Source organism: Halovenus halobia, from assembly GCF_051414135.1.
Classification (GTDB): domain Archaea; phylum Halobacteriota; class Halobacteria; order Halobacteriales; family Haloarculaceae; genus Halovenus; species Halovenus halobia.
This window is the reverse complement of sequence record NZ_JBLKOA010000001.1, coordinates 643,308-663,365: the sequence shown is the minus strand read 5'-3', so window position 1 is coordinate 663,365 and position 20,058 is coordinate 643,308. Positions and strand designations below refer to the sequence as shown.

At 60.7% G+C, this 20,058-nt stretch carries 22 protein-coding genes; 9 read left to right on the top strand and 13 right to left on the bottom strand.

What is annotated here, in order from left to right:
• Positions 1-62: 62 nt before the first annotated feature.
• Positions 63-344, bottom strand: a complete 282-nt coding sequence (locus ACMGFM_RS03705) for a hypothetical protein (RefSeq protein WP_436901096.1) — start codon at positions 342-344, stop codon at positions 63-65.
• 45 nt (positions 345-389) lie between these two features.
• Positions 390-866: a hypothetical protein gene (locus tag ACMGFM_RS03700; protein ID WP_436901095.1), complete on the bottom strand. Its 477-nt coding sequence runs from the start codon at positions 864-866 to the stop codon at positions 390-392.
• A 79-nt stretch (positions 867-945) separates the two neighbouring features.
• Here ACMGFM_RS03700 and ACMGFM_RS03695 point away from each other — a divergent pair, with 79 nt between their 5' ends.
• A complete protein-coding gene (locus ACMGFM_RS03695; protein WP_436901093.1) occupies positions 946-1,551 on the top strand; it encodes a poly-gamma-glutamate hydrolase family protein in 606 nt (201 codons plus the stop codon).
• On the opposite strand, the gene azf is transcribed toward ACMGFM_RS03695, so the two are convergent.
• A complete protein-coding gene (gene azf, locus ACMGFM_RS03690; protein ID WP_436901091.1) occupies positions 1,538-2,326 on the bottom strand; it encodes an NAD-dependent glucose-6-phosphate dehydrogenase Azf in 789 nt (262 codons plus the stop codon). The two genes, ACMGFM_RS03695 and azf, sit on opposite strands and share 14 nt — an antisense overlap.
• A 107-nt stretch (positions 2,327-2,433) precedes the next feature.
• Between azf and ACMGFM_RS03685 the strand changes: the two genes are divergently transcribed.
• The 3 genes from ACMGFM_RS03685 (at position 2,434) to ACMGFM_RS03675 (ending at position 3,970) form a co-directional block, all read left to right on the top strand.
• Positions 2,434-2,796, top strand: a complete 363-nt coding sequence (locus ACMGFM_RS03685) for a dihydroneopterin aldolase family protein (protein WP_436901090.1) — start codon at positions 2,434-2,436, stop codon at positions 2,794-2,796.
• Positions 2,797-2,863: 67 nt separating this feature from the next.
• A complete protein-coding gene (locus tag ACMGFM_RS03680; protein ID WP_436901089.1) occupies positions 2,864-3,202 on the top strand; it encodes a 2Fe-2S iron-sulfur cluster-binding protein in 339 nt (112 codons plus the stop codon).
• A 183-nt stretch (positions 3,203-3,385) separates the two neighbouring features.
• The gene (locus tag ACMGFM_RS03675; protein WP_436901087.1) at positions 3,386-3,970 is read left to right on the top strand and encodes a DUF7110 family protein; all 585 of its coding nucleotides are present in this window, start codon (positions 3,386-3,388) and stop codon (positions 3,968-3,970) included.
• 33 nt (positions 3,971-4,003) lie between these two features.
• Here ACMGFM_RS03675 and ACMGFM_RS03670 read toward each other — a convergent pair whose 3' ends face one another.
• The 7 genes from ACMGFM_RS03670 to ACMGFM_RS03640 form a co-directional block, all read right to left on the bottom strand.
• Positions 4,004-4,765 (bottom strand): SDR family NAD(P)-dependent oxidoreductase, encoded by a 762-nt coding sequence (locus tag ACMGFM_RS03670; RefSeq protein WP_436901085.1) that lies wholly within the window; start codon positions 4,763-4,765, stop codon positions 4,004-4,006.
• A 108-nt stretch (positions 4,766-4,873) separates the two neighbouring features.
• The gene (locus ACMGFM_RS03665; protein ID WP_436901084.1) at positions 4,874-6,466 is read right to left on the bottom strand and encodes a CocE/NonD family hydrolase; all 1,593 of its coding nucleotides are present in this window, start codon (positions 6,464-6,466) and stop codon (positions 4,874-4,876) included.
• 167 nt (positions 6,467-6,633) lie between these two features.
• Positions 6,634-7,716: an NAD(P)/FAD-dependent oxidoreductase gene (locus ACMGFM_RS03660; protein ID WP_436901082.1), complete on the bottom strand. Its 1,083-nt coding sequence runs from the start codon at positions 7,714-7,716 to the stop codon at positions 6,634-6,636.
• Positions 7,717-7,718: 2 nt separating this feature from the next.
• Positions 7,719-8,501, bottom strand: coding sequence for a DUF7388 family protein (locus tag ACMGFM_RS03655; protein ID WP_436901081.1), 783 nt, complete (start codon positions 8,499-8,501; stop codon positions 7,719-7,721).
• 44 nt (positions 8,502-8,545) lie between these two features.
• Positions 8,546-9,145: an NUDIX hydrolase gene (locus ACMGFM_RS03650; RefSeq protein WP_436901079.1), complete on the bottom strand. Its 600-nt coding sequence runs from the start codon at positions 9,143-9,145 to the stop codon at positions 8,546-8,548.
• A 48-nt stretch (positions 9,146-9,193) separates the two neighbouring features.
• Positions 9,194-9,655: a DUF7109 family protein gene (locus ACMGFM_RS03645; RefSeq protein WP_436901077.1), complete on the bottom strand. Its 462-nt coding sequence runs from the start codon at positions 9,653-9,655 to the stop codon at positions 9,194-9,196.
• Positions 9,656-9,679: 24 nt separating this feature from the next.
• A complete protein-coding gene (locus ACMGFM_RS03640; protein ID WP_436901075.1) occupies positions 9,680-10,780 on the bottom strand; it encodes a glycosyltransferase family protein in 1,101 nt (366 codons plus the stop codon).
• A 179-nt stretch (positions 10,781-10,959) separates the two neighbouring features.
• Between ACMGFM_RS03640 and ACMGFM_RS03635 the strand changes: the two genes are divergently transcribed.
• Together ACMGFM_RS03635 and ACMGFM_RS03630 are read left to right on the top strand one after the other, a co-directional pair.
• Positions 10,960-13,278: an amino acid permease gene (locus ACMGFM_RS03635; protein ID WP_436901074.1), complete on the top strand. Its 2,319-nt coding sequence runs from the start codon at positions 10,960-10,962 to the stop codon at positions 13,276-13,278.
• Between the two features lie 79 nt (positions 13,279-13,357).
• On the top strand, positions 13,358-13,564 hold the full coding sequence (locus ACMGFM_RS03630) for a multidrug transporter (protein WP_436901072.1): 207 nt from the start codon (positions 13,358-13,360) through the stop codon (positions 13,562-13,564).
• Positions 13,565-13,607: 43 nt separating this feature from the next.
• Here the strand turns inward: ACMGFM_RS03630 and ACMGFM_RS03625 are convergent, their stop codons facing one another.
• Positions 13,608-13,979 carry an ArsR/SmtB family transcription factor gene (locus ACMGFM_RS03625; protein WP_436901070.1) on the bottom strand — a complete coding sequence of 124 codons (372 nt, stop codon included), beginning with the start codon at positions 13,977-13,979 and terminating at the stop codon, positions 13,608-13,610.
• Positions 13,980-14,121: 142 nt separating this feature from the next.
• Between ACMGFM_RS03625 and ACMGFM_RS03620 the strand changes: the two genes are divergently transcribed.
• The 3 genes from ACMGFM_RS03620 (at position 14,122) to ACMGFM_RS03610 (ending at position 17,982) form a co-directional block, all read left to right on the top strand.
• Positions 14,122-14,898 carry a nucleotide exchange factor GrpE gene (locus ACMGFM_RS03620; protein ID WP_436901069.1) on the top strand — a complete coding sequence of 259 codons (777 nt, stop codon included), beginning with the start codon at positions 14,122-14,124 and terminating at the stop codon, positions 14,896-14,898.
• A gap of 154 nt (positions 14,899-15,052) precedes the next feature.
• Entirely contained in the window at positions 15,053-16,978 is a 1,926-nt protein-coding gene (gene dnaK, locus ACMGFM_RS03615) for a molecular chaperone DnaK (protein ID WP_436901067.1), read from the top strand.
• A 161-nt stretch (positions 16,979-17,139) separates the two neighbouring features.
• The gene (locus ACMGFM_RS03610) at positions 17,140-17,982 is read left to right on the top strand and encodes a DUF6159 family protein (RefSeq protein WP_436901066.1); all 843 of its coding nucleotides are present in this window, start codon (positions 17,140-17,142) and stop codon (positions 17,980-17,982) included.
• Positions 17,983-18,023: 41 nt separating this feature from the next.
• Here ACMGFM_RS03610 and ACMGFM_RS03605 read toward each other — a convergent pair whose 3' ends face one another.
• Together ACMGFM_RS03605 and ACMGFM_RS03600 are read right to left on the bottom strand one after the other, a co-directional pair.
• Positions 18,024-19,187 (bottom strand): MBL fold metallo-hydrolase, encoded by a 1,164-nt coding sequence (locus ACMGFM_RS03605; protein WP_436901064.1) that lies wholly within the window; start codon positions 19,185-19,187, stop codon positions 18,024-18,026.
• 40 nt (positions 19,188-19,227) lie between these two features.
• Positions 19,228-20,001 carry a DUF7260 family protein gene (locus tag ACMGFM_RS03600; RefSeq protein ID WP_436901063.1) on the bottom strand — a complete coding sequence of 258 codons (774 nt, stop codon included), beginning with the start codon at positions 19,999-20,001 and terminating at the stop codon, positions 19,228-19,230.
• Between the last annotated feature and the right edge of the window lie 57 nt (positions 20,002-20,058).

Below are 20,058 nucleotides of genomic sequence, written 5' to 3'. Positions count from 1 at the left end.
GTACTCGTTGAATTATATTACGGTCAACAGTGGACGATTCGACTCGGAACTCGCCAAACTTGTCAGTCTTTCTTTGGGAGCACGCCGTCGTAATAGAGCAGGTGTGCTCCGGCAGCAACCAGTCCAACGCCGAGTGCTCGAACGCGCGTCGACGCGCCGGAATCGGGGGTGAATTCGACGTTCAGGATGGTCTCGTAGCTCCGACTCGCCAGATCGAGCAGGAGAGTCGGCACGACGAGGTGGGCCAGTCCAGTCAGGACGAACAGCGCACCCACCAGTCGTGGGCCAGTCGAATCTGTGTCCGAAGACGATTCCTCGCGCGTCTCGCTTGGCGGTTGCTTCATCAGTTTGGTCAAATGGACAGGGGAGTAACAGTTTATCGACTTCGTTCAGGCGAGCAACTGGTTACCGAGCGTCACGACGGGAACGAGAACGAGCAGATAGCCAGCCGCAGAGAGAGCCCAGTCACGTCCAGTGGTGCGGCGACGGTCGGCAGACAGTCCGGGCGCTCGCGGCAACGGCACGACCACAAAGAAGCCAACCATTAGCACATAGAGCACACCACCGGTCAGGGCGGCGGTGGCCAGCGACGGACCGGCAAAAACGAGTTCGGTCGCGAGCGAGAGCCAGACGAACAGCAACCCCGTGCCGACGCCAGCCAGATAGTGGGCAACAGTGGCGAGTCGGTGGGCCGCGTCGTCGGGATGTGTCTCGGTGAGCACGCCGGCAGCGACAGACGGCGGCGTCGTCCCTTCCGGCAGCCGTGCCATCACGAAGTCCATCGCCAGCGTCGCGAGCACGCCACCGACCAGTCCGATAGGGAATCGGACGACCGGTTGCGGGACGGCGACTGTTTCAGTGACCATACCGCTCGTTACGAGCGCTGTCAGTTGAGTACACTGGTTCCGGAGACAGCGTTATTGTGTTCACACTCGATGTGACACTGTGAGCAGACGGTTCATCTCGACACAGCCAGTCGAAGTCGACGACACCGCACACTTGCTCGAGTTGCTCTACGACGACGGCGACAACGACGAAACGTTGGTCTGTGCTGGCCACGGCGGCGCTGTCGAACCCGGAACCGCGGAACTCGCCGTAGAGGTGGCTACCGCGACCGACGACGCAACCTGCTGGGCTACGTTCGGCCACGAGGGCGAGGGGAGTGCATTCGACCGGTTTCACCCACCATCAACCGCCCTCTCGCCCGAGGAGTACGAACTGCTCGGCCGCATCTCCGACCGTGGGTTTGCACACGTCCTGAGCATCCACGGGCTGGCAGACGACGAGGTCATCGTCGGCGGCGGCACGGACGACCAGACCAAAGAACGGGTTGCTGAGCGACTCGATAGCAGTCTCGACGCTCCGGTTCGTGTGGCAGGTAAGGGACAGTACGCCGGGACACACCCGGACAACTTCGCCAACTGGTTGGCCGCCGCTGGCGGTGGACTCCAGCTCGAACTCGGACCCACAGTGCGCGGGGACCAACGGTCACAGCTGCGAGAAGAACTGTTAGCAGTGCTTGAGAATATGGCGTCGGTTACCCGACGTTGACGGATTCTTCGCGCCCGTCGATTCGCTCGTCGCCGTCCCACTCTGCAGAGTTGTCCATCGGCTCGTAGCCAAGCGCCTTCTTCGCACGTTCAAGGGAGTAGTACTTGCGGTCGTTGTCGGAGATGCCGTAGACAATCTCGAAGCCGTAGTCAGCTTCTATCGCACACGCGTGAATGTGGGCACAGTCCCGTGGCGAGAGCCACATTGCCTGCCCGCGCTCGTAGTCGATTGGCGGGTGGTCTTCGTTGAGGTTGCCGATGCGGATGTTACAGACAGAAATGTCGTGTTCGTCGTGGAAAAAGCGGCCGATCACCTCGCCAGTGGCCTTACTGATGCCGTAGCGGTTACCGGGCCGAGGGAACTCGTCGCCCTCCAGTCTGAAGTCATCGTGTTCCCGGTACAGCTCTGGCGTCCGTTCGTCAGTTTCTGCTGCGCCGACGGCGTGGTTCGAGGAGGCAAAAATCATCTTGTCAACGCCCGCCTCGATGGCACACTCATAGACCGTGTGTGTGCCGTCGATATTGTTCGAGAGGACACTCTCCCACGGTGCTTCCGGGCGGGGGTCCCCAGCGAGGTGGATAACAGCGTTGACGTCTTCCATCGCTGGCCGAACGTCCTCGTGGTCCTCGACCTCACCGGTCCAGTACGGGAACTCTGGTTCGTGGGCTGGCTGGCTGTGATACATCAGCCGCCAATCGTACTTATCGCGCAGCCCATTCAGGACAGTCCGCCCGACGTGGCCGCCTGCTCCAGTGAGTAATACCGGCTCGTCCATTCAGTTCTCACAAACACTGGCAGTAATAAGTAGCATACGGTTCTCCACTGGGACTTGTCTGTTGCCGGGACCGACGCTCGGTTAACGTCTGAGTGCAAGTAGTTGCTATGAGCGAGCGCACTCCCGCAGCGACAGAGAACGCGTGTTTCGAGGCAGGCATCAAGTTTGGCTCACTGTATCACCAGTTCGCCGGCACACCGATCAGCCCTGACAGCGCCGCCTCACTCGCGGCGGCAATGGAGGAAGCAATCGAGAACCAGCCACACTGCGAGACAGTCCGCGTCGACATCGACACCGACAGACTCGCCGAGGAGATCGCGGCAGGGACAGCAGAATACACCGAACTCACTGGTGAGTTCATGACTGTCGAGATGGAAATCAACTATGAGGGCGTCATCGTCACGACGGCGATGCATCTCGAAGAGGGCTACCCACTTATGGAGGTCACTGGCGTAACTGAAGGGGCGTGATTCTGTCGGCCGCGTCTGGTCACCGTATTGATAAAGAATTTAGTCACCGACCGCCGAAGCAGTGGATATGACAGAGTACACCGTCGAGTTCGTCGGGACAGGCGAGTCCATCACAGTCTCGGACAAAGAGACGATTCTCAGCCGCTGTATCGAGGAAGGAATCGCACAGGAGTACTCCTGCCGTGTCGGGATGTGTCTGGCCTGTTCGGCGAAAATCGAGTCCGGCGATGTGACCCAACCCGCCGCCCGTGGGCTGACCGAGGAGGAGCGCGAGAACTATGCACTGACCTGCATGGCCCGACCCCAGTCTGACCTCGAACTCGACCGTGGACAGTACCCACCGAGCATCGAATCGGACCATCTGGCGAGCGACGACGGCACTGCCCCGGCAGACGCCGACGACTGACTGGTTTTTGCGTTACGAAACAACACGGGACGCGTCAATTACGGTATTTTTTCTCCCAAGCCACGACGAGGGGACGGATTCCCCGCGCTCGAAGAGTAGGTCCTATATGGGTGGGGTCCGTAGAGGCGAGTGAACAGTCGGCGCCAGTGCAGGGCTGACGACCGAACTCGAACTCCTCAAACTATGACCAGCCGCGTATACAGACTTCACTCGACACTGGAACTCCCGCTCGAGGACGTCCACGAGTATTTCGAGGACCCGGAGTTGCCGGACGGAATCGAGGATGTTGACATCACACGACGGAATAATACACTCATCATCAGCGCGGTGCCAGATGATGATAGTATTAGCAAGTACACCCCAACGGCCCAGCTGAAGGCCAGCGTAACCGAAAACCGCGTCTACGAGGAAGACCCGGAGGCAGGGCCCGGCGGCCCCTCGCCCGGCGGCGGTCCGCAGTGGGGTGCACTCGAAGAGGAAGAAGAAATAGAATCTGAACTCGTCGAATACGCCTGTTTCAAAGGCGACCGCGAGACGGTACTCCAGAACACGGCACTCCAGTACGAGATGTTCCTGGTACTCTGTCAGATCGCGAGCCGAGCAGAGAAAGGAACGCTCACTGCCGTTGCCGCAACTGAGGACGACATCGAAGCCGTCCAGATTGTCGATGGCGAACGACGCCCAGCGTCGGTCACTGTCGTCGAGGACCCCGGCGACGCAGACGAAGAGGACGCGGTCGACTGGCGAAACAACGAGTTCATTAGCTAATTTCTCCGCAGACATTTCGAGCGGCGGGCGCCCTTAACTCGTCCGATATCCACCATCGACGACGAGCCCGTGGCCCGTCACCCACGACGCTTCGTCACTGGCGAGAAACAGGATACAGTTCGCAATTTCCTCGGGTTCGCCGAGTCGGCCAAGCGGGTAGTCTTGACGGAGTTTCTCGCGTGCTTGTTCTGGGTCGTCGGCTGCCGCGAGGAACTGGTCGAGTAACGGCGTGTCGGTGAAGCCCGGACAGACCGTATTTGCACGGACACCTTTCGGTCCTGCCTCGGACGCGACCGCTCGGGTGAAGTTCAGCACTGCGCCCTTGCTCAGCGAGTAGGCGGCCTGTTTGGGGAGGCCAAAAATACTGGCGAGCGAGCCAACGTTGACAATCGAGCCCGACTCCTGCTCTTTCATGTGTGGCAGCGCTGCGTGACAGCCGTTCCAGACGCCCTTGATGTTGACATCCATCACGAAATCACGCATCGAGGTATCGGTATCTTCGACGTAGGCAGAGGGGTGGCCCGTTCCGGCGTTATTGACCAGAATATCGAGACCGTGGTTCTCGTAGACTTCTTCGGCGAGTTCGTCGAACCGCTGTTCGTCGGTTACGTCCAGTTCGTAAAAGGTCGCGTCACCGCCGGCCTCGTTGATTTCGTTGGCAATCTTTGGGCCTTCCTCGCTGTTGATGTCGGTTACGATGACCTCGGCACCTTCTTCTGCGAATCGTAGTGCCGTTGCTTCGCCGATTCCCGATGCTGCACCCGTGATAAGCGCTGTCTTGTCTTCGAGTCGCATGCTACAGAGGGAGCCACCCTCGGCAAAATAGCTGTCCCTTTCCAGCGGAAATTCCAGTTCGGATTCGCATTGATTGCGGTGGCCAATTCGGGAGTAGAGATTACGTTGTTAACAGAACCACCAACAGTCGTCGTCTTCTTCGTCCTCATCTTCTTCCGGCGCGTTTCCGTCAGGTCGCTGTGGAAGGTGTAGTCGCGAGTTGGTCGCGTCGATAGTCGTACCGTCGGAGGTGCGTGAGTCGAGGTACCACGTGTTCGTGACGCTGACTTCCAGTCCAATTGAGTCGCCCTCATTCACGAACTCTTGGATGGCCGGGTAGGTAACGCTGACCTCGTGTCGCCCAGAGCCATCGAGCAGCATCGGCTGGTCCATCCCGTTGATGTTGTCGCCGTCGTGGAATAGCTCGAAGAATAGCCGTGCTTCCGGGCCCTCCACGTCGACACTCAGTTCGATTTCGGGTTCGCCAATCAGTTCGATATCTTCGTCGGCGCTCCACTCGTAGGTGACTGCCTCGTCAGTGAACCAGGCCCAGCCTTGTTCAATCTCTGCGCTCGCCCCCTCGCCACCGTTCGCGAGTTCGTATGTTTCGAAAGAGGTGTCGGCTGGCGGGAACTGCTCGTCCTCGCGCCAGCGGTCACGCTGGTCGAGGTAGTTCGAGACCTGCGCTACCTCGGTGTTCTGCCCGCGGACGTGCTGGTCCATCCACCGGACAGCGTGGTCGTTCATCCGGCCACGGTCGGAGAACTCGACGGTGAGCTCGCTCAGGTCGTGGCCCCCCTCGTAGAACAGCAGTCGGCTCTCGGTGCCGGCGTCCTGCAGCTGGCGGTAGGTTCGGAGTGCCTCGGTCGGGTTGAACAGCGAGTCGGTCCAGCCCTGCATCAAAAACGTCGGGGTGTCGATGTTGGACTTGTCCGCGACAGAGCGTTGCTCGAAGGCCCGCAGTGCGTCGTCCGGAACCTCGTTGTCTGCAATGGCGTCGGTATACCACTCGGTAAGTTTGTCGGTCACCTGTGCGTCGCCGTCGAATAGCGTGTTCACCTCACCGAGTCCCAGAAGCGCGGTGAGCCAGCCAGATTTGACGACGCCGTTGGGAGCCAGCGAGTATTCGAGGTCATTCCACGTTATTCGCGGCACCATCGCATTGAGTCGGTCGTCGGCAGCGGCGACCTGAAACTGGATCCCGCCCGCGTAGGAGATGCCGTCCATCCCGACACGCGGGTTGTCTGGCCCGTCCAGCGCCACATCGACACCGTACTGCCCAGTCTCGTTGGCAAGAAAGTCGATCAGTCGCTGGGCGTCTTTGGTTTCTCGCGGCCCATTCAACCCGACAGTTCCCTCGGAGGAGCTGAATCCTCGCGAGTCGTAGGTTAGCACGGCGTAGCCGTCTTTCGCGTACTCCATCGCTTTCGGCACAGTGATTGGACTCTGCCGGAACGCACCCCAGCCGTGAGTCATCAGCACGGATGGGCGCGGGCCGGACTCGGCAGGCACGTACAGCGTCGCGCCCAGTTCCGTCCCGTCGTAGGACTCGATAGTCATCCGCTCGAAAGAGACGCTCGTGGTCGTACTAGCACTCGCAGTGCCAGAGACGCCAACGCCGCCGGCCGCAACGGCAGCAGCCGTTGCTGTCGACTGTAGCACAGTTCGTCGGTCGATTTCACTCCCTGATACCCCAGACTGGTTGCTGGTTTGCTCTGTCATTGCGTGCACACCCCCCCACAGGCTCCCCGGCCCGTGAGTAGCGTTGTCACTATACGCACTCTACCAGCACTTAGTGACTGTCAAATTCATAGCAGGTTTATCCCCGTTCCCTGGTGCAGTTATCGATACTGATAGCCCTTCAGAGAGAGTTTGAGGGTTAACTGGACTTACTCAGTAACGCCTACTGGGAGTGAAGCGGATTCCGTGCCGTCGAAACGAGTCGGGTCGAATCCCTCGACTGGGTCACCGCCCAGTATCTGTTCGGCGATTGCTCGGCCCAGTGCAGGCGAGCGCATCAACCCGTGACCGCACATCCCCGTCGCGACATACACCTCGGAGTGGAGGTGACCAAGGAGCGGGTCACGGTCAGGCGTCGCCGTGCAGAGCCCAGACCACGACCGGTCCAGTTCAACGTCTGTTTTCAGCCGTTCCCCGAGCCCCGCCAACCGAGTCGTCAGAAACTGCTCGTCCGTGGTTCCATCGTACGTGTCGGGGTCGCCGTCGTACATCTCGGAGCCGTCACCGGCAAGGACACCGCCCTCCAGTGGTCGGGCATACCGCTCGGTAGAGGCGTCGTAGTACATCGGAATATCGTCGTCGACGGGGCCGGCGACCAGCGCCTGCGTCCGGTAGAGTCCGAGCGCGAGGTCACGGGTCGGGAGCGCCGCCGCCGTGCCCGCGCCGGCAGCGACGAGTACGGCGTCGTACTCTCGGACCGACCCTCCAGCCCGGACGGCACCAGCGTCGGTCACCGTCGCTCCCACGTCGGTGCGAACATCGACCCTTGCGGTTCGCACACGGTCCGCCAGATGGTCGACGTACGCCTCGGGGTCGATGTAGCCAGCGTTGTGTGCGACGGCCGCAGTTTCGATATCGTCGGCGACCAAACCCGGAAATCGCTCCCCGACTGCCGGGCCATCGAGGCGCTCGACATCGCGGCCGTGGTCGGCCATCCGCCGGGCCTGGGTCTCGATAGCGTCGGCAGTCTCGCCGTCCTCGCGGGCGAACCACAGGTACGGACAGTCGGTTAGCAGGTCCTGCTCACGGAAATACGTCAGAGACTCCGCAGCAATCCTCGCGTCTCGCGGGTCGGCGTAGGCGTCGTAACACAGCCCTGCGGCCCGGCCCGAAGCGCGCCCACCGAGTTCGTCTGCCTCGAACAGCGTGACGGAAATCTCCTGTTCTGCGAGGGTGCGGGCCGCCTCGAGTCCAATCACGCCGCCACCGATGACCGCAACACGGTCGGCCATGTTCACACGAGCGGGTCGAGTCCACGGGCAGGATAGCCGACAATCCGGTCGACACCCGCGGCGTCCAGTTCGGAGACCTGTTCAGTAACGTCATCGGCACCACCGACGAGGGCGTAGGCCCGCGAGCCCCGGAGCAGTTCCCTTCTGGCCTGGCCCGTAGCAGAGCTATCCCGTGGTGCTCTCTCGGGCAGTCGCTCTCGAACCCGGTTTCGGCGAGCGGCGTATTCGCCGACAGCGTCGAGGATTGTGTCCTCGTCAGTTGAGAGGACGACCGGCGCGTAGACGGCAATCGACTCCGTGACGCCGGCCGCGCGGAGCGCGCGGACAGTGGGGACGGTGTTGGGCCCGAGCAGTTCGTACTGTGTGTGGCCGACGGCGAGCGCGAGCCGTTCGATGCTCTCGGTGCCCACCCAGGGGTCGGTCGCCGCCTCGGCGGCCGCAGAGAGTCGCGGTGCAACCGCCCGGCGCTGCTCGTCTTCGTCGAGGTAGGCCGGGTGCCCGGCGACCAGCACTTCACCGACTGATTCCGGGAGTGTCTTCCGGAGATGGTCGTCGCCGCGGGGGTCGAAGCCGTCCGCCCGGACAGGAGCGGTGACGCGAACGTCGAACGACGCTGTCAACTCTCGAAGTAGGTCCGAATCGGGCACTGACCCACGGCCCTCGTAATCGACGGTCACAGTCTCGACGCCAAGGTCGCATGCGCGCTCAACGGCAACTTCGGTCGGTTTAATCGCGACGGCATCGATACCGACGTCGGTCAGCGAACTCCCAGTGAGCGCGGTCATTGTGGCTGTACTGGTCCTTCGACGGGTTTAGCCCTGTCGTTTGCCTACACAGGATAGTCGGCGTCAGGCCCAACTTCCCGGTCTGGCTCGGGGGGCACAGTCCACTCCGTTGTGAGTTCGAGCAACTGGACGAACATCCGCGCCGTTGCCCCCCAGACAGTGTAGCCGTCGACGTAGAAGTAGTGCAGGCGAATCTCCCCGTAATGGGGGTGTTCGCGGCGCTCGCTCTGGTAGTTCTCGAAGTCGGTCAGGTCCGAAACGGCGAGTACTGCCACCTCTGCCACCTCGCCGTCACCGGGAACGTATGTTCGGTCGGGAATCTCGGCAACGAAGGGCCGGACGGAATATCGGGTAATCGTCCGGATGTCATCGAGTCGACCGACGAGAGAGACCTCCGTAGGTTTGAGGCCAATCTCCTCGTTGGCCTCGCGTTTTGCCGTCGCCTCGAGGGAATCATCTTCCGGTTCGCGTCCCCCGCCGGGGAAACTCATCTGTCCCGGATGGTCCGAGAGGTGGTCGGCGCGTTTGGTAAACAGGATGTGCGGGCCGCTCTCGCGGTCGACAATCGGGGCGATAACCGCGGCTTCGCGCTCCTGGTCGTCGACAACTGCTGGTTCGTGGCTGCGCAGGCCCGCGAAATCCATCTACCCTGTATCGAAGTCGCCGAGAAGCTTAATTTGTCGGTCTCGCGCTCACCGACTCTCGTCGAGGTGGCTCCGAACGCCGGACAGGTCGGCCGAGGACCACGTTTCGATGTCGTAACTCAGGTCGATTAGCTCCTCGACGCGGTCGGTCTCTCCTGCCTGAATAGCGAGCGTTGCCTCTTCTCTGAGGCGGTCGGTAGCGGCGTCACCCGCACGTTCGCGGTCGATATCCCGTGGCTCGGCATCGAGGATATGGCGAAGGTCTGTCGTCCCCTCGGGGCGCGTTGGGAACGCAGTCGGTCCCACAGCCAGCAGTGGTTCCCCGGAATCAGTGAGTCGAATTAGTTGGTAGGCGTCGATAGCGTCGTCAATAACACTCTCGAAGCGGTCGGGGTCGGCTGATTCGCCCCGCTTGAAGGCGAGTTCGGCCAGTGCCCTGGCGAGTTCGTCGCGGGTCAGCGCGCCGAAGGTGTCGACGACACCGGCCAGATCGTCGCCCGAGAGTTCCATATCTCTCGCTTGCTCGGCCACCTCTTAGAAGTTGCGTCCCCGCTCGGCCAGCGCGTCTGCCGACCGCTGTGCGACAGTGTCCGGTTCGATTGGGGCCGCCTCCCATGACGGCAGTCGCGTATCTCGACCGGGCGCTTTGATCGAATTCGCGTAGGTGTCGACCTGCTCGCGTTCGGCCTGCGCGTCGTACTCGAACCCGTTGAATGCCGCGTCGCCAGCGTACTGCTGGACGAGACGGTCTGCGTGTGTCCGATAGACCTCACGTAGTCGGTCGTACTCTGGGTCGACGCCGTGTTCTTCGGCGACGTGAAACAGCGTTTCGGCCACCTCGTCGCACATTTCGCCGAGGCCGCCGGAGCCTTCGACTGAGCGGTGTTCGTGCTCGTGAATACCCAGGTCAACCTGCGCACTCGCGTCGAATCCGGCCTCCTCGAAGGTGTTGCCCAGCGTGCCGAGTTCCAGTCCCCAGCCCCGGGGTGCGCGAATCGACCGGGCCAGTTCGCTAGTCATCCCGAATTCACCGGCGAGCGCGTACCGAAAGCTGCCGAGATAGTCGACGAACTCCGCGTCTGACTGGGTATCGAGTGCTTCGACCAGTGGTTCGTAAAAGAGCCGGAAGAGCCGTCCATAGAGCTGTTTGTCCTCGACGCGAGCGTAGTACCCTTTCGTGAAGTCGTAGCCGTCCGCCAGCGGCGAGAGCAGTTTCGGGACGTGGCGCTCGTCGTAGGTGAGCGCGTCAGCGTCGTGAACGACGACGTACGGAGAGCTACTGGCGACACCGAGGCCAAGCCAGACATCCCGGCCCTTGCCGGCAGTGCCGTCGAGTCCGTGGTCCCTGAGCAGTGACTCGACTTCCGGTGCGGTACACCACAGGACTGTCAGGTCGAGTGCGAACGACTCCAGCCACGCTGTCACCTCCTCGACGCCGGATTCACTGGCTCGAAGCGCAACCAGCACCCGTCCAGGGTCGACAGATTCGAGCGTCCGGAGGACTTGGGCTGTCGCCTGACTGCCGTGGTCGCGTTCGGCCAGCGGCACCACGACCGTTGCCTGCTCGACCGGTGCAGACGGGTTGGCACTGCCATAATCGTGGAGAGTGCTGATCCGCTCCTGTACGTATTCCATTGCATTTTTAGTAGGGAACCAGAGCAAAAAGCACCGCGATTACCGGGGTATCCTGCCGCCGACCCCAGGGATTTCCCGGTCAACGAACTTAAATAGAGGCCGGATAATCCAGTGTGTATGACTGCGTACGTCGGCTGTCGGCGAATGGACAGTCGTTGGGTACGAGGGGTGAACTGAACATGGTCGAACACACCCGGACGCTCGATTTCAAGACTGCCTTTGCAATCGGACTGGGGACGATGATCGCCGCGGGCATTTTCTCGCTTTCGGGAACCGCGGTGGCTGAGATTGGGTCGAGCGCCGTCATCGCCTTCGTGATCGCTGCTGTCATCGCCGGGATCACGGCAGCGGCGTACTCGGAGTTCGCGTCTATCTACTCCGAGAACGGTGGCGGCTACCTGTTCACGTCTCGGACCTTCGAGGACCGACAACTCCTGACCTACGGTATCGGAATGTCTCTGTTTCTTGGCTACACTGGGACAACGGCATTTTACCTGTCGACGATGGACGAGTGGTTCTTCAGATTCATCATTCCTGAGGGGCTACACTGGCTGCCACACGGAACAACTGCGGTTGCAGCAGCGGTGCTTCTTGGCACACTGAACGCCCGCGGGACCGAAGAGTCGGGTAACTTCCAGTTACTTGTCTCTGGCGCGAAAGTTGCGGTGTTGTTTGCGTTTATCGGCGGCGCATTCGCTTTCCGCGGTCCATCGACGGCAGTCAGTAACTTCACAGCACAATTTTCGACAGACCTGTTCGGTATTCTCGAAATCTCGGCGCTCGCGTTCATTACCTTCTTCGGCTTCTCTGCAATCGCCGCTAGCGCCGGTGAAATTATCGAGCCACGAAAGACTGTCCCGCGGGCCATCGCAGCGAGTATCGTCTCAGTTACCATCCTGTACGCACTGGTCATTGTCGCGATGACTAATTCGACAGTTCCGCCAGAAATCATCGCCAGAGAGGGTGAAACGGCGATGGGTGAGGTTGCAGCCGGATTTCTCGGTCCCTTTGGCCGGTCACTCATCGTTGCAGGTGCGATTTTCTCGATGGTCTCCGCGTCGAATGCGTCGATACTGGCTGCCTCCAGCATCGGTTCACTGATGGGCCGACAGGGTCAGGCACCGCGTGCGTTCTCACGGATTCACACCCGGTTTAATACGCCGTTCTGGAGTGTCACTGCCGCGACTGCGACCATCGTTGCGCTCATTGTGAGTTTCATCATGCTCTTCCCCGCCGAGGGTGGGTTCCTGCCAATCAACCTCGGCCTGACCGTCCTCACTGGCTTCGCCACGTTCAATCTGCTTTTGCCACTGGCAGTCGTCAACGCAGCACTCATCTATCACCGCCGGCTCTATCCCGACATCGAACGCGGCTTCCGTGTTCCGGGTGTGCCAGTCGTCCCGGTGTTCGGAATAATCGCAAACATCGGTCTCATCACCAACCTCCCGATGGTCGGCGTTGGGACGGGAATCGGACTGACAGCTATCTTGCTGGTTGTCTACGTCGTCTGGGGAGGCGGCAAGGACATCGACGAACTCGTCCAACGAGTCGACACACAAGAGCCAACAGCCAGCGGACAGGGCACGGAGAACGGGTCGGATGATGACGACGACCAGTTCCGGATTCTCGTCCCAGTTGCCCGTCCGAGTAACGCCCCCGAGTACATCCGACTGGCCGAGGTTCTCGGGACCGGCCACAACGGGTCACCGCTGATCGAGGTCCTAACTGTCACCGAAGTTCCCGAGCAGACACCCCACGAGACAATGGCTGAGATCGCCACCGAGCGGGTCGAAAGTATCGAATCGGCACTCACCGAAGAGGACCTTTCGGCCGACTACACTGTCGAGGGACGGACCTGTCGGGATGTGGCATTCGCAATTCTGCAGGCTGCCCGTGAGGACAGCGCAGACCTGATTGTGATGGGATATCCCGAAGAGAACGAAGAGATCACCACGAAAGTCGAGTACACTGCACCCTGTGATGTCGTCTTCGCGAGTGGGCTGACCGAGGACCCAATTAGCCAGATCAATATCGGCGCTGGCGGTGGACCTCACCACCTCGCCGCTGCGAATCTCGTCCGAAACATGGGCGAACAGGGATACAGTGTCAACGTCATCTCGGTTGACCCGACGGGCGAAGGGACCACCGAGGACCCGGCGACGACAGTTTCGGAACTCGGCGGCGTGCCGGACTTACACGTCTACAACGTCTCTGCGGCGAGTATCGCCGAAGGGCTGGTCTCGAAATCCAAGGAGGAAGGTGGTATCTTGATGATCGGTGCCTCTCGGGACCGCCGACTCCGCCGGTGGGTATTCGGCAGCACGCCGGATTCCGTCATCGAGCGCGCGAAACTCGATGGAGTGCCCGTGCTCGTCTACGCCAGTTCGACCAGCGTGCCCGAACGAATCGAGGACTACCTGTTCCCGATCTACCGGTATCTGCTCAAGCTGCGAAATCGCTCCCAGACATCGACAGACCAGTCTTCGGTCGAGAGCTAAGCCCTGCATCAGCCGGCTGTGTTTCACGTCCTGAAACGTCACGTCCCTATTTATTCCTCTGCAGTATAAATCTAAAACTATGGCACGTCAGTTATTCCTCGGAAAGAACCAATCTCCGGCGATTACGGTGGTTGGAGTCCTTGTCGCTGCTGTTGCAGTTGTCGGAACCCAGCTACTCGGTTGGGAGTGGGGGTCGGGTCAGTTGATTCCGACGATGATTGGCGTCGCTGTTGCTGCCTTCGCCATCGTTACGGTCGTTAGCAAACGAGTAGGCCTGTCCGAGTGAGTTCGAGTATTGCAGAGAAGTCCCGCCGGATCTGCTTCGGTGCTCACACGCCGTGGGGGATGGCAGTCGAGTCCTCGTCGTCGATTTCGACGGCAATTTTGACTCCGTCGTCACCGAAGGTAATATCGATAGACCCGACGACGACGTGGAACCGTTCGTGGTGGTGGCCGTCGGGGTCGAACACCATCTCTGAGTCGACCAGTCCGGCGTCTTCGAGGGCGTCTAGCCGGCGATAAGCGGTTGCTTTCGATACCTCAGCAGCATCGACGACTTCGCTACCGCTGCGGGGCTGTTCGGTCACCGCTGCCAGCACCTGCCGGGTGTACTCGTCGCCGAGCAGTTCGAGCAACGTCAGGTCCGTCTCGACACTGTCTTCGGCACGGTCCTGCTCGGTGGCAGAGAGCTTCATTGCCATATCTATACACTGGCTCCGTTCCTCGATGGAATGGTATGCTAGCTATACAGGCACTGTCGCCGGAACTATCTAGCTATGCTGACTGTCTCGGCTACTGGCTGATGTCGCGTGCTTTTTACCCGCGAACGGGCATACTACGGATATGAGCAGGCAGGACGCAGACGACGAGACGCCCGACACGGCGGACCAAGAGAGCGACGAGGCGGGCAACGGGGACGCTACCCAGACAGCCCCCGACGCCGAAGCTGCTGGTGAAACGCTCGAGGATATTGCCGAAGAACCCACAGAAGACGTCGATACGCTCCTCGAAGAGATTACGACAGCGGAGGTGTCGGAGTCAGAAGCGACTGCAACGGATAGCAAGCCTGAGGGCGACCTCATCGAGTTTATCGAGGAGACTCCCTCGGATCAGGTCGCGGCAGTCATCCGGACGCTGACAGCCGAGCGAGCGGAACTGCGTGAGGAGTTGGAAGCCGAGCGTGAACGAGCCGACGACCTGAAATCACGGCTCTCGCGCAAGCAGGCTGATTTTCAGAACTATAAGAAGCGCCAGGAGAAGCAACTCGAAGAGGAGAAACAGCGCGCCACCGAGAACCTCGTCACGCGATTGCTCGAAGTGAGAGACAATCTCGCTCGCGCACTCGACCAGGGCGAAGACACCGACATTCGAGGCGGCGTCGAGTCGACGCTCGACCAGTTCGACGAGGAACTCGAGAGAGAAAACGTCGAGGTAATCGAACCTGACCTCGGGAGTGAGGTCGACCCACAACGCCACGAGGTGCTGATTACAGTCGAGAGCGACCAGCCCGAAGATACGGTCGCTCAGTTGCACCGCTCTGGCTACGAGATGGCCGGAAAGGTGCTTCGTCCGGCACAGGTGGCAGTCAGCGATGGGTCCGGAACAGAAGACGAGGAGTAAGTCGCCACTAAGCGGCTGATTTGCGGTCGGATATAAATCCCAAGCTTCGCGTTATCCCGAGAGCTGAAAGTCCGTTGCTTGCGGTGTGATGGGCCGGTTCGGTGATGCGTGTCTAGCAACTTTTAACCGACAGAATCGGGTATGTGCTGATAACATGGCAAGCAACAAAATTCTTGGAATCGACCTCGGGACGACGAACAGCGCGTTCGCGGTCATGGAAGGTGGAGACCCAGAGATTATTGTCAACAGCGAAGGCGACCGAACGACACCGTCGGTTGTCGCGTTCTCTGACGGCGAACAGCTGGTTGGGAAACCAGCCAAAAATCAGGCTGTACAGAACCCCGACAACACAATCGAGTCCATCAAGCGCCACATGGGAGAGGAGGACTACACTGTGGAGCTCGAAGGCGAAGAGTACACGCCTGAACAGGTGTCGGCGATGACCCTGCAGAAGATCAAACGCGACGCCGAAGATTATCTCGGCGAAGAGCTCGAGCGCGCGGTCATTACCGTCCCCGCGTACTTCTCGGACCGCCAGCGACAGGCGACCAAAGACGCCGGCGAGATTGCCGGCTTCGAGGTCGAACGAATCATCAACGAGCCGACCGCAGCGGCGATGGCCTACGGACTCGACGACGAGTCCGACCAGACGGTGCTCGTCTACGACCTCGGAGGCGGAACCTTCGATGTCTCGATTCTGGACCTTGGCGGCGGCGTCTACGAAGTCGTCGCAACGAACGGGGACAACGACCTCGGTGGCGACGACTGGGACCAGGCCATCATCGACTGGCTCGCCGAGGACTTCGAGGACGAACACGGTATCGACCTCCGCGAGGACCGACAGGCACTGCAGCGACTGTACGAGGCCGCCGAAGAGGCGAAGGTCGAACTCTCGAACCGCAAAGAGACGACCATCAACCTGCCGTTCATCGCCGCTGACGACGACGGCCCGAAAGACCTCGAAACCTCGCTCACCCGCGCGAAATTCGAGTCTCTCACCGCTGGTCTGGTCGACCGAACCGTCGACCCGACCGAACAGGCACTCGCCGACGCTGGCCTGAGCAAGGACGACATCGACGAAGTGATTCTCGTCGGGGGGTCGACGCGAATGCCAATGATTCAGGACCGGGTCGAAGAGATGACCGACCAGGAGCCGAAAAAGAACGTCAACCCCGACGAGGCCGTTGCGCTGGGCGCAGCTATCCAAGCCGGTGTGCTCTCGGGCGACGTTGACGACATCGTGCTCGTCGACGTGACGCCGCTGTCGCTGGGTGTCGAGGTCAAAGGTGGCCTCTTCGAGCGTCTCATCGAGAAGAACACGACAATCCCGACAGAGGAGTCGAAAGTGTTCACGACAGCGCAGGCCAACCAGACCCAGGTCCAGATTCGCGTCTTCCAGGGCGAACGCGAGATTGCAGACGAGAACGAACTCCTCGGTGAGTTCATGCTCTCGGGTATTCCGCCGTCACCGGCCGGCGTGCCCCAGATCGAAGTGACCTTCGAGCTGGACGAAAACGGTATCGTCAATGTCAGCGCCGAAGACCGCGAGTCCGGGAACAAAGAAGACATCACTATCGAGGGTGGTGTCGGCCTCTCGGACGAAGAAATCGAAGAGATGCAGGCGGAAGCCGAAGAGCACGCCGAGGAAGACGAGGAACGCCGGAAACGGATCGAAGCGCGCAACGAAGCCGAGTCGGCAACTCAGCGTGCGCGGACAGTACTCGAAGAGAACGAAGACGCTGTCGACGACGAACTCCGTGAGACCATCGAAGGTCACATCGAGGATGTCGAAGCCGTCCTCGAGGACGAGGACGCAGAGCGCGAGGAAATCGAAGACGCGACCGAAACGCTGACCGAAGAGCTGCAGGAAATCGGCAAGCAGATGTACCAGCAACAGGCCGGCGCGGCCGGCGCTGGTGGGCCGGGTGCAGCTGGGGCCGGTGGACCGGGTGCTGGCGCAGGCGCTGGCCCAGCAGGCGGTCCAGGTGCTGGCGCGGCCGGCGCGGGTGAGGACGAAGAGTACGTCGACGCAGACTTCGAGGACGTCGACGAGGACGAGGACGACGAAGAAGCGGCCTAACTGACTGGCTGCGTTCGAGTTCGCGGCAGATTTGCTGATTGCTTCGGAATAAAAATGCGCGGTGAGCGTTGCTGAGTCAGCAGCTAAACGAACGTTTAAATATCAATGCGAGGGAGAGTTTTCGCATGGGTATTTTCAGTCGATTGAAAATCGGATTCGGTATGGCACGGCGGAGCGGCCGCGTGCTCCGCGCACACCCGACGTTGTTGGTCTTTCCGCTGGTCGGTGGCGTTGCAGGTATTGCCTTCTTCCTGACACTGTTCGGGAGTCTGTACTTCGCAGAGGCGCTTGTCGGACAGCCAGGCGCATTGGTGTACGGCGCACTGTTTCTGGCCTATCTGGTCGAAACATTCATCGCCTCGTTCTTCACCGCGGCGCTGGTCGCGGCGACACGAACAGTTTTCCACGGGGAAGAACCCTCAGTCCGCGAGGCACTGGCGACGGCGTGGGAGCACAAATGGCCACTACTCGCGTGGTCGGTGATTGCCGCAATTGTCGGTGTTCTCATCCGAGCAATCGAGTCACAGGATAATCTCGTCGCCCGACTGCTCGCAGGGTTGTTCGCCGTCGCGTGGTCCGTCATGACCTACTTCGTCGTCCCAGTTATCGTCTTCCGCGACCCATCGGTCACGGGGATGTTCAAAGAGAGCGCAAGCACGTTCAAGAACACATGGGGCGAGTCCATCGGCGCGATGGGTGCCATCGATATCGTCACGTTGCTGCTGGTGCTCGGTGCCCTCGCGCTTGGTGTGCTCACCTTCGTCGTCACGGCAGGCCTCGGAACTGTCGGATTCGCGCTAACCGTGTTGGTCGCTGGCATAGCAGTCATGCTCGCACTGCTCATCGGCAAGGCCCTGAGTGGCATCGCGAAGACCGCGCTGTACGTCTACGCCACCGAGCAGGACTCACCGGAGTTTTTCGAGGATATGGATTTCAGCCGACTCGGCGGTGACGACGACTCGACGTCGAGTGGTCGGTTCAGTCAGACTGGCGGTCGAATCTGACCGGCTTGAGGGGAGTACTAACTGGGAAACGGATTGCAGTCTCACTCCGAGACAGCACAGTTGTTTGGCCCGAGTTCGAGCTCGAAGGCTTCTTCGTCTTCTGCCGCCTGCTGGCCGAGATTGAGAGCGATGATGTCGCGGTAGTTGGCTGGCTGAGGTGGCAAGTCAGCCGTCACGCGCCTGATGAACTCGTCTCGAGGTTCGTCGAACGCACGGAGTTGTCGCAAGTCACCCAGCGGTGCAGTGAACGACCCGTCTGCTCGCGGGGCTGTCGTCGGGGAAACGTGGCCCGGTGCAACTGTGGTGTCTTCGGAGAGCTCGTTCAGCGATTGCAGACTGTCCCAGAGTTGGCCGGCAGCTGCTTCGGCCGCGTCGCCGTCTTCGAGGTCAGGCCGCCCGACGCCGTCGAGAAAGAGTGTATCACCACAGGCGAGAAGGCCATCGAACAGGTAACCCACCATCTCTGACGTGTGGCCGGGAAGTGACCGGACGACAATCTCCTGCCCGCCAAGGGCGAGCGTATCACCGTCATCGACGAGGTGAGGGTCGAATTCGAGGCCACGGTCGACGCTGCCGGCCGGACAGACGGCAGTCCCACCAGTCTGTTTTGCAACTGCCCGGACACCGCTGACGTGGTCAGCGTGGACGTGGGTATCGAGCGCGAATTTGATCGTTGCGTCGTGGGAGCGCGCAATCTCCTGATAGCGGTCAGCGAACGTGCGTAACGGGTCCACGACGGCAGCCTCGTCACCCGCAACAAGGAGATACCCGAGACAGCCACTCGATGGTCGGTGGAGTTGAACGACAGTCGTCGCTACCGAACCAGTGTCCACTGGATGCTGTTCGTAGATGGTCGCCCAGCCCTCCATCCCATCTTCGAGAATCGTGGCTTCCTGTCCCACTTCGCGGAGATACTCGGCAACGTATTTTGACGCGAGTCCAACAGCGCAGGTGGTGACCAGCGGACCCGGCGGAATGCCCTCTGGCAGCTCCTCAGCTTGTTCGACGCCCGCGTCGTCGAGAAATTCGCTGAAGGGAATATTCGTGACCTGAGCGTTTGGGTGTGTAATCTGCCAGCGCTCGAACGCCGGTTGCTTGCGTGTGTCGAGAATCGTAATCTGCTCGCCGCTGTCGAGTCGCTCTTTGAGTCGTCTCGGACTAACCGTCTGGATGGACTCCGGGAGATCCGAGAATTCGCGGGTCATACCAGTCGTATGTGCGGGGCGAGCAAAAGTCTCCCGAGATTCAGGAACTGATAGAGTGGTCGGACTGGGTCGTCGGGTCGAATCCAGCGGCCAGTTCGAGAATAGCAGTCAGCGGGGCGACGACAGGGTAGGTGACGGGGAGCTCCGCGTAGAGGTAGGAGGGGAGGTCGGGGCCGCTAATCGGGAGGGAAAGTGCTCGTCTGTCCCCAACAATCTCAGACTGGCGCTTGTCGACGAGTTCGTGACATCGCCGTTCGATGGTATCCATCCGTTTGCGGTAGCCATCGCTCAGTGCTGGCGACTCGACGGCCGAGTCGACCCGCTCGAAGGATTCGACGGCGTCGAGCACCGACAGAACCGGGTCGCGGAACCGTTCGAGAGAATCCTGTTCGGTTTCCAGCGCCGTGAGTAGCTGTTTCCGGTCCTCGACGAGTTCTTTCGTTTTGCAGGTGATGACCTGCTTGTGGTGGTCGCCGAAGGGACCGTCACTGGCCAACATCGCCGCGACGTCGGCCCCGAACTCGCACTCGACGTTCGTCGCCAGCGACTCACCGTACTCCCCGTCGAAGTGTGGGACGGACATGACCGTCTCGCGGTAACTCTCTCGCAACGACGCGAACCCGTCCGTCGACGACTTACGGTCCTGTGTGGCGACAGGAAGCTCGGTTGGTGAGTGTGGCGTCGTTGACTCGACGGCCGAACAGAAGTCCTGGAAGGCTTCGAGTTCAGCGGCAATAATCTGCTGTTCATTCTCGACAATCGTCACCGCGTCTTCGATGAACAGTTCGGGGGTATCACGAGTCAATCGGGCCATACGCGCTGTTCGGCAGAGTTGGTTTTAATCGCTTATATGAGTTGTATAGCCGGCTTC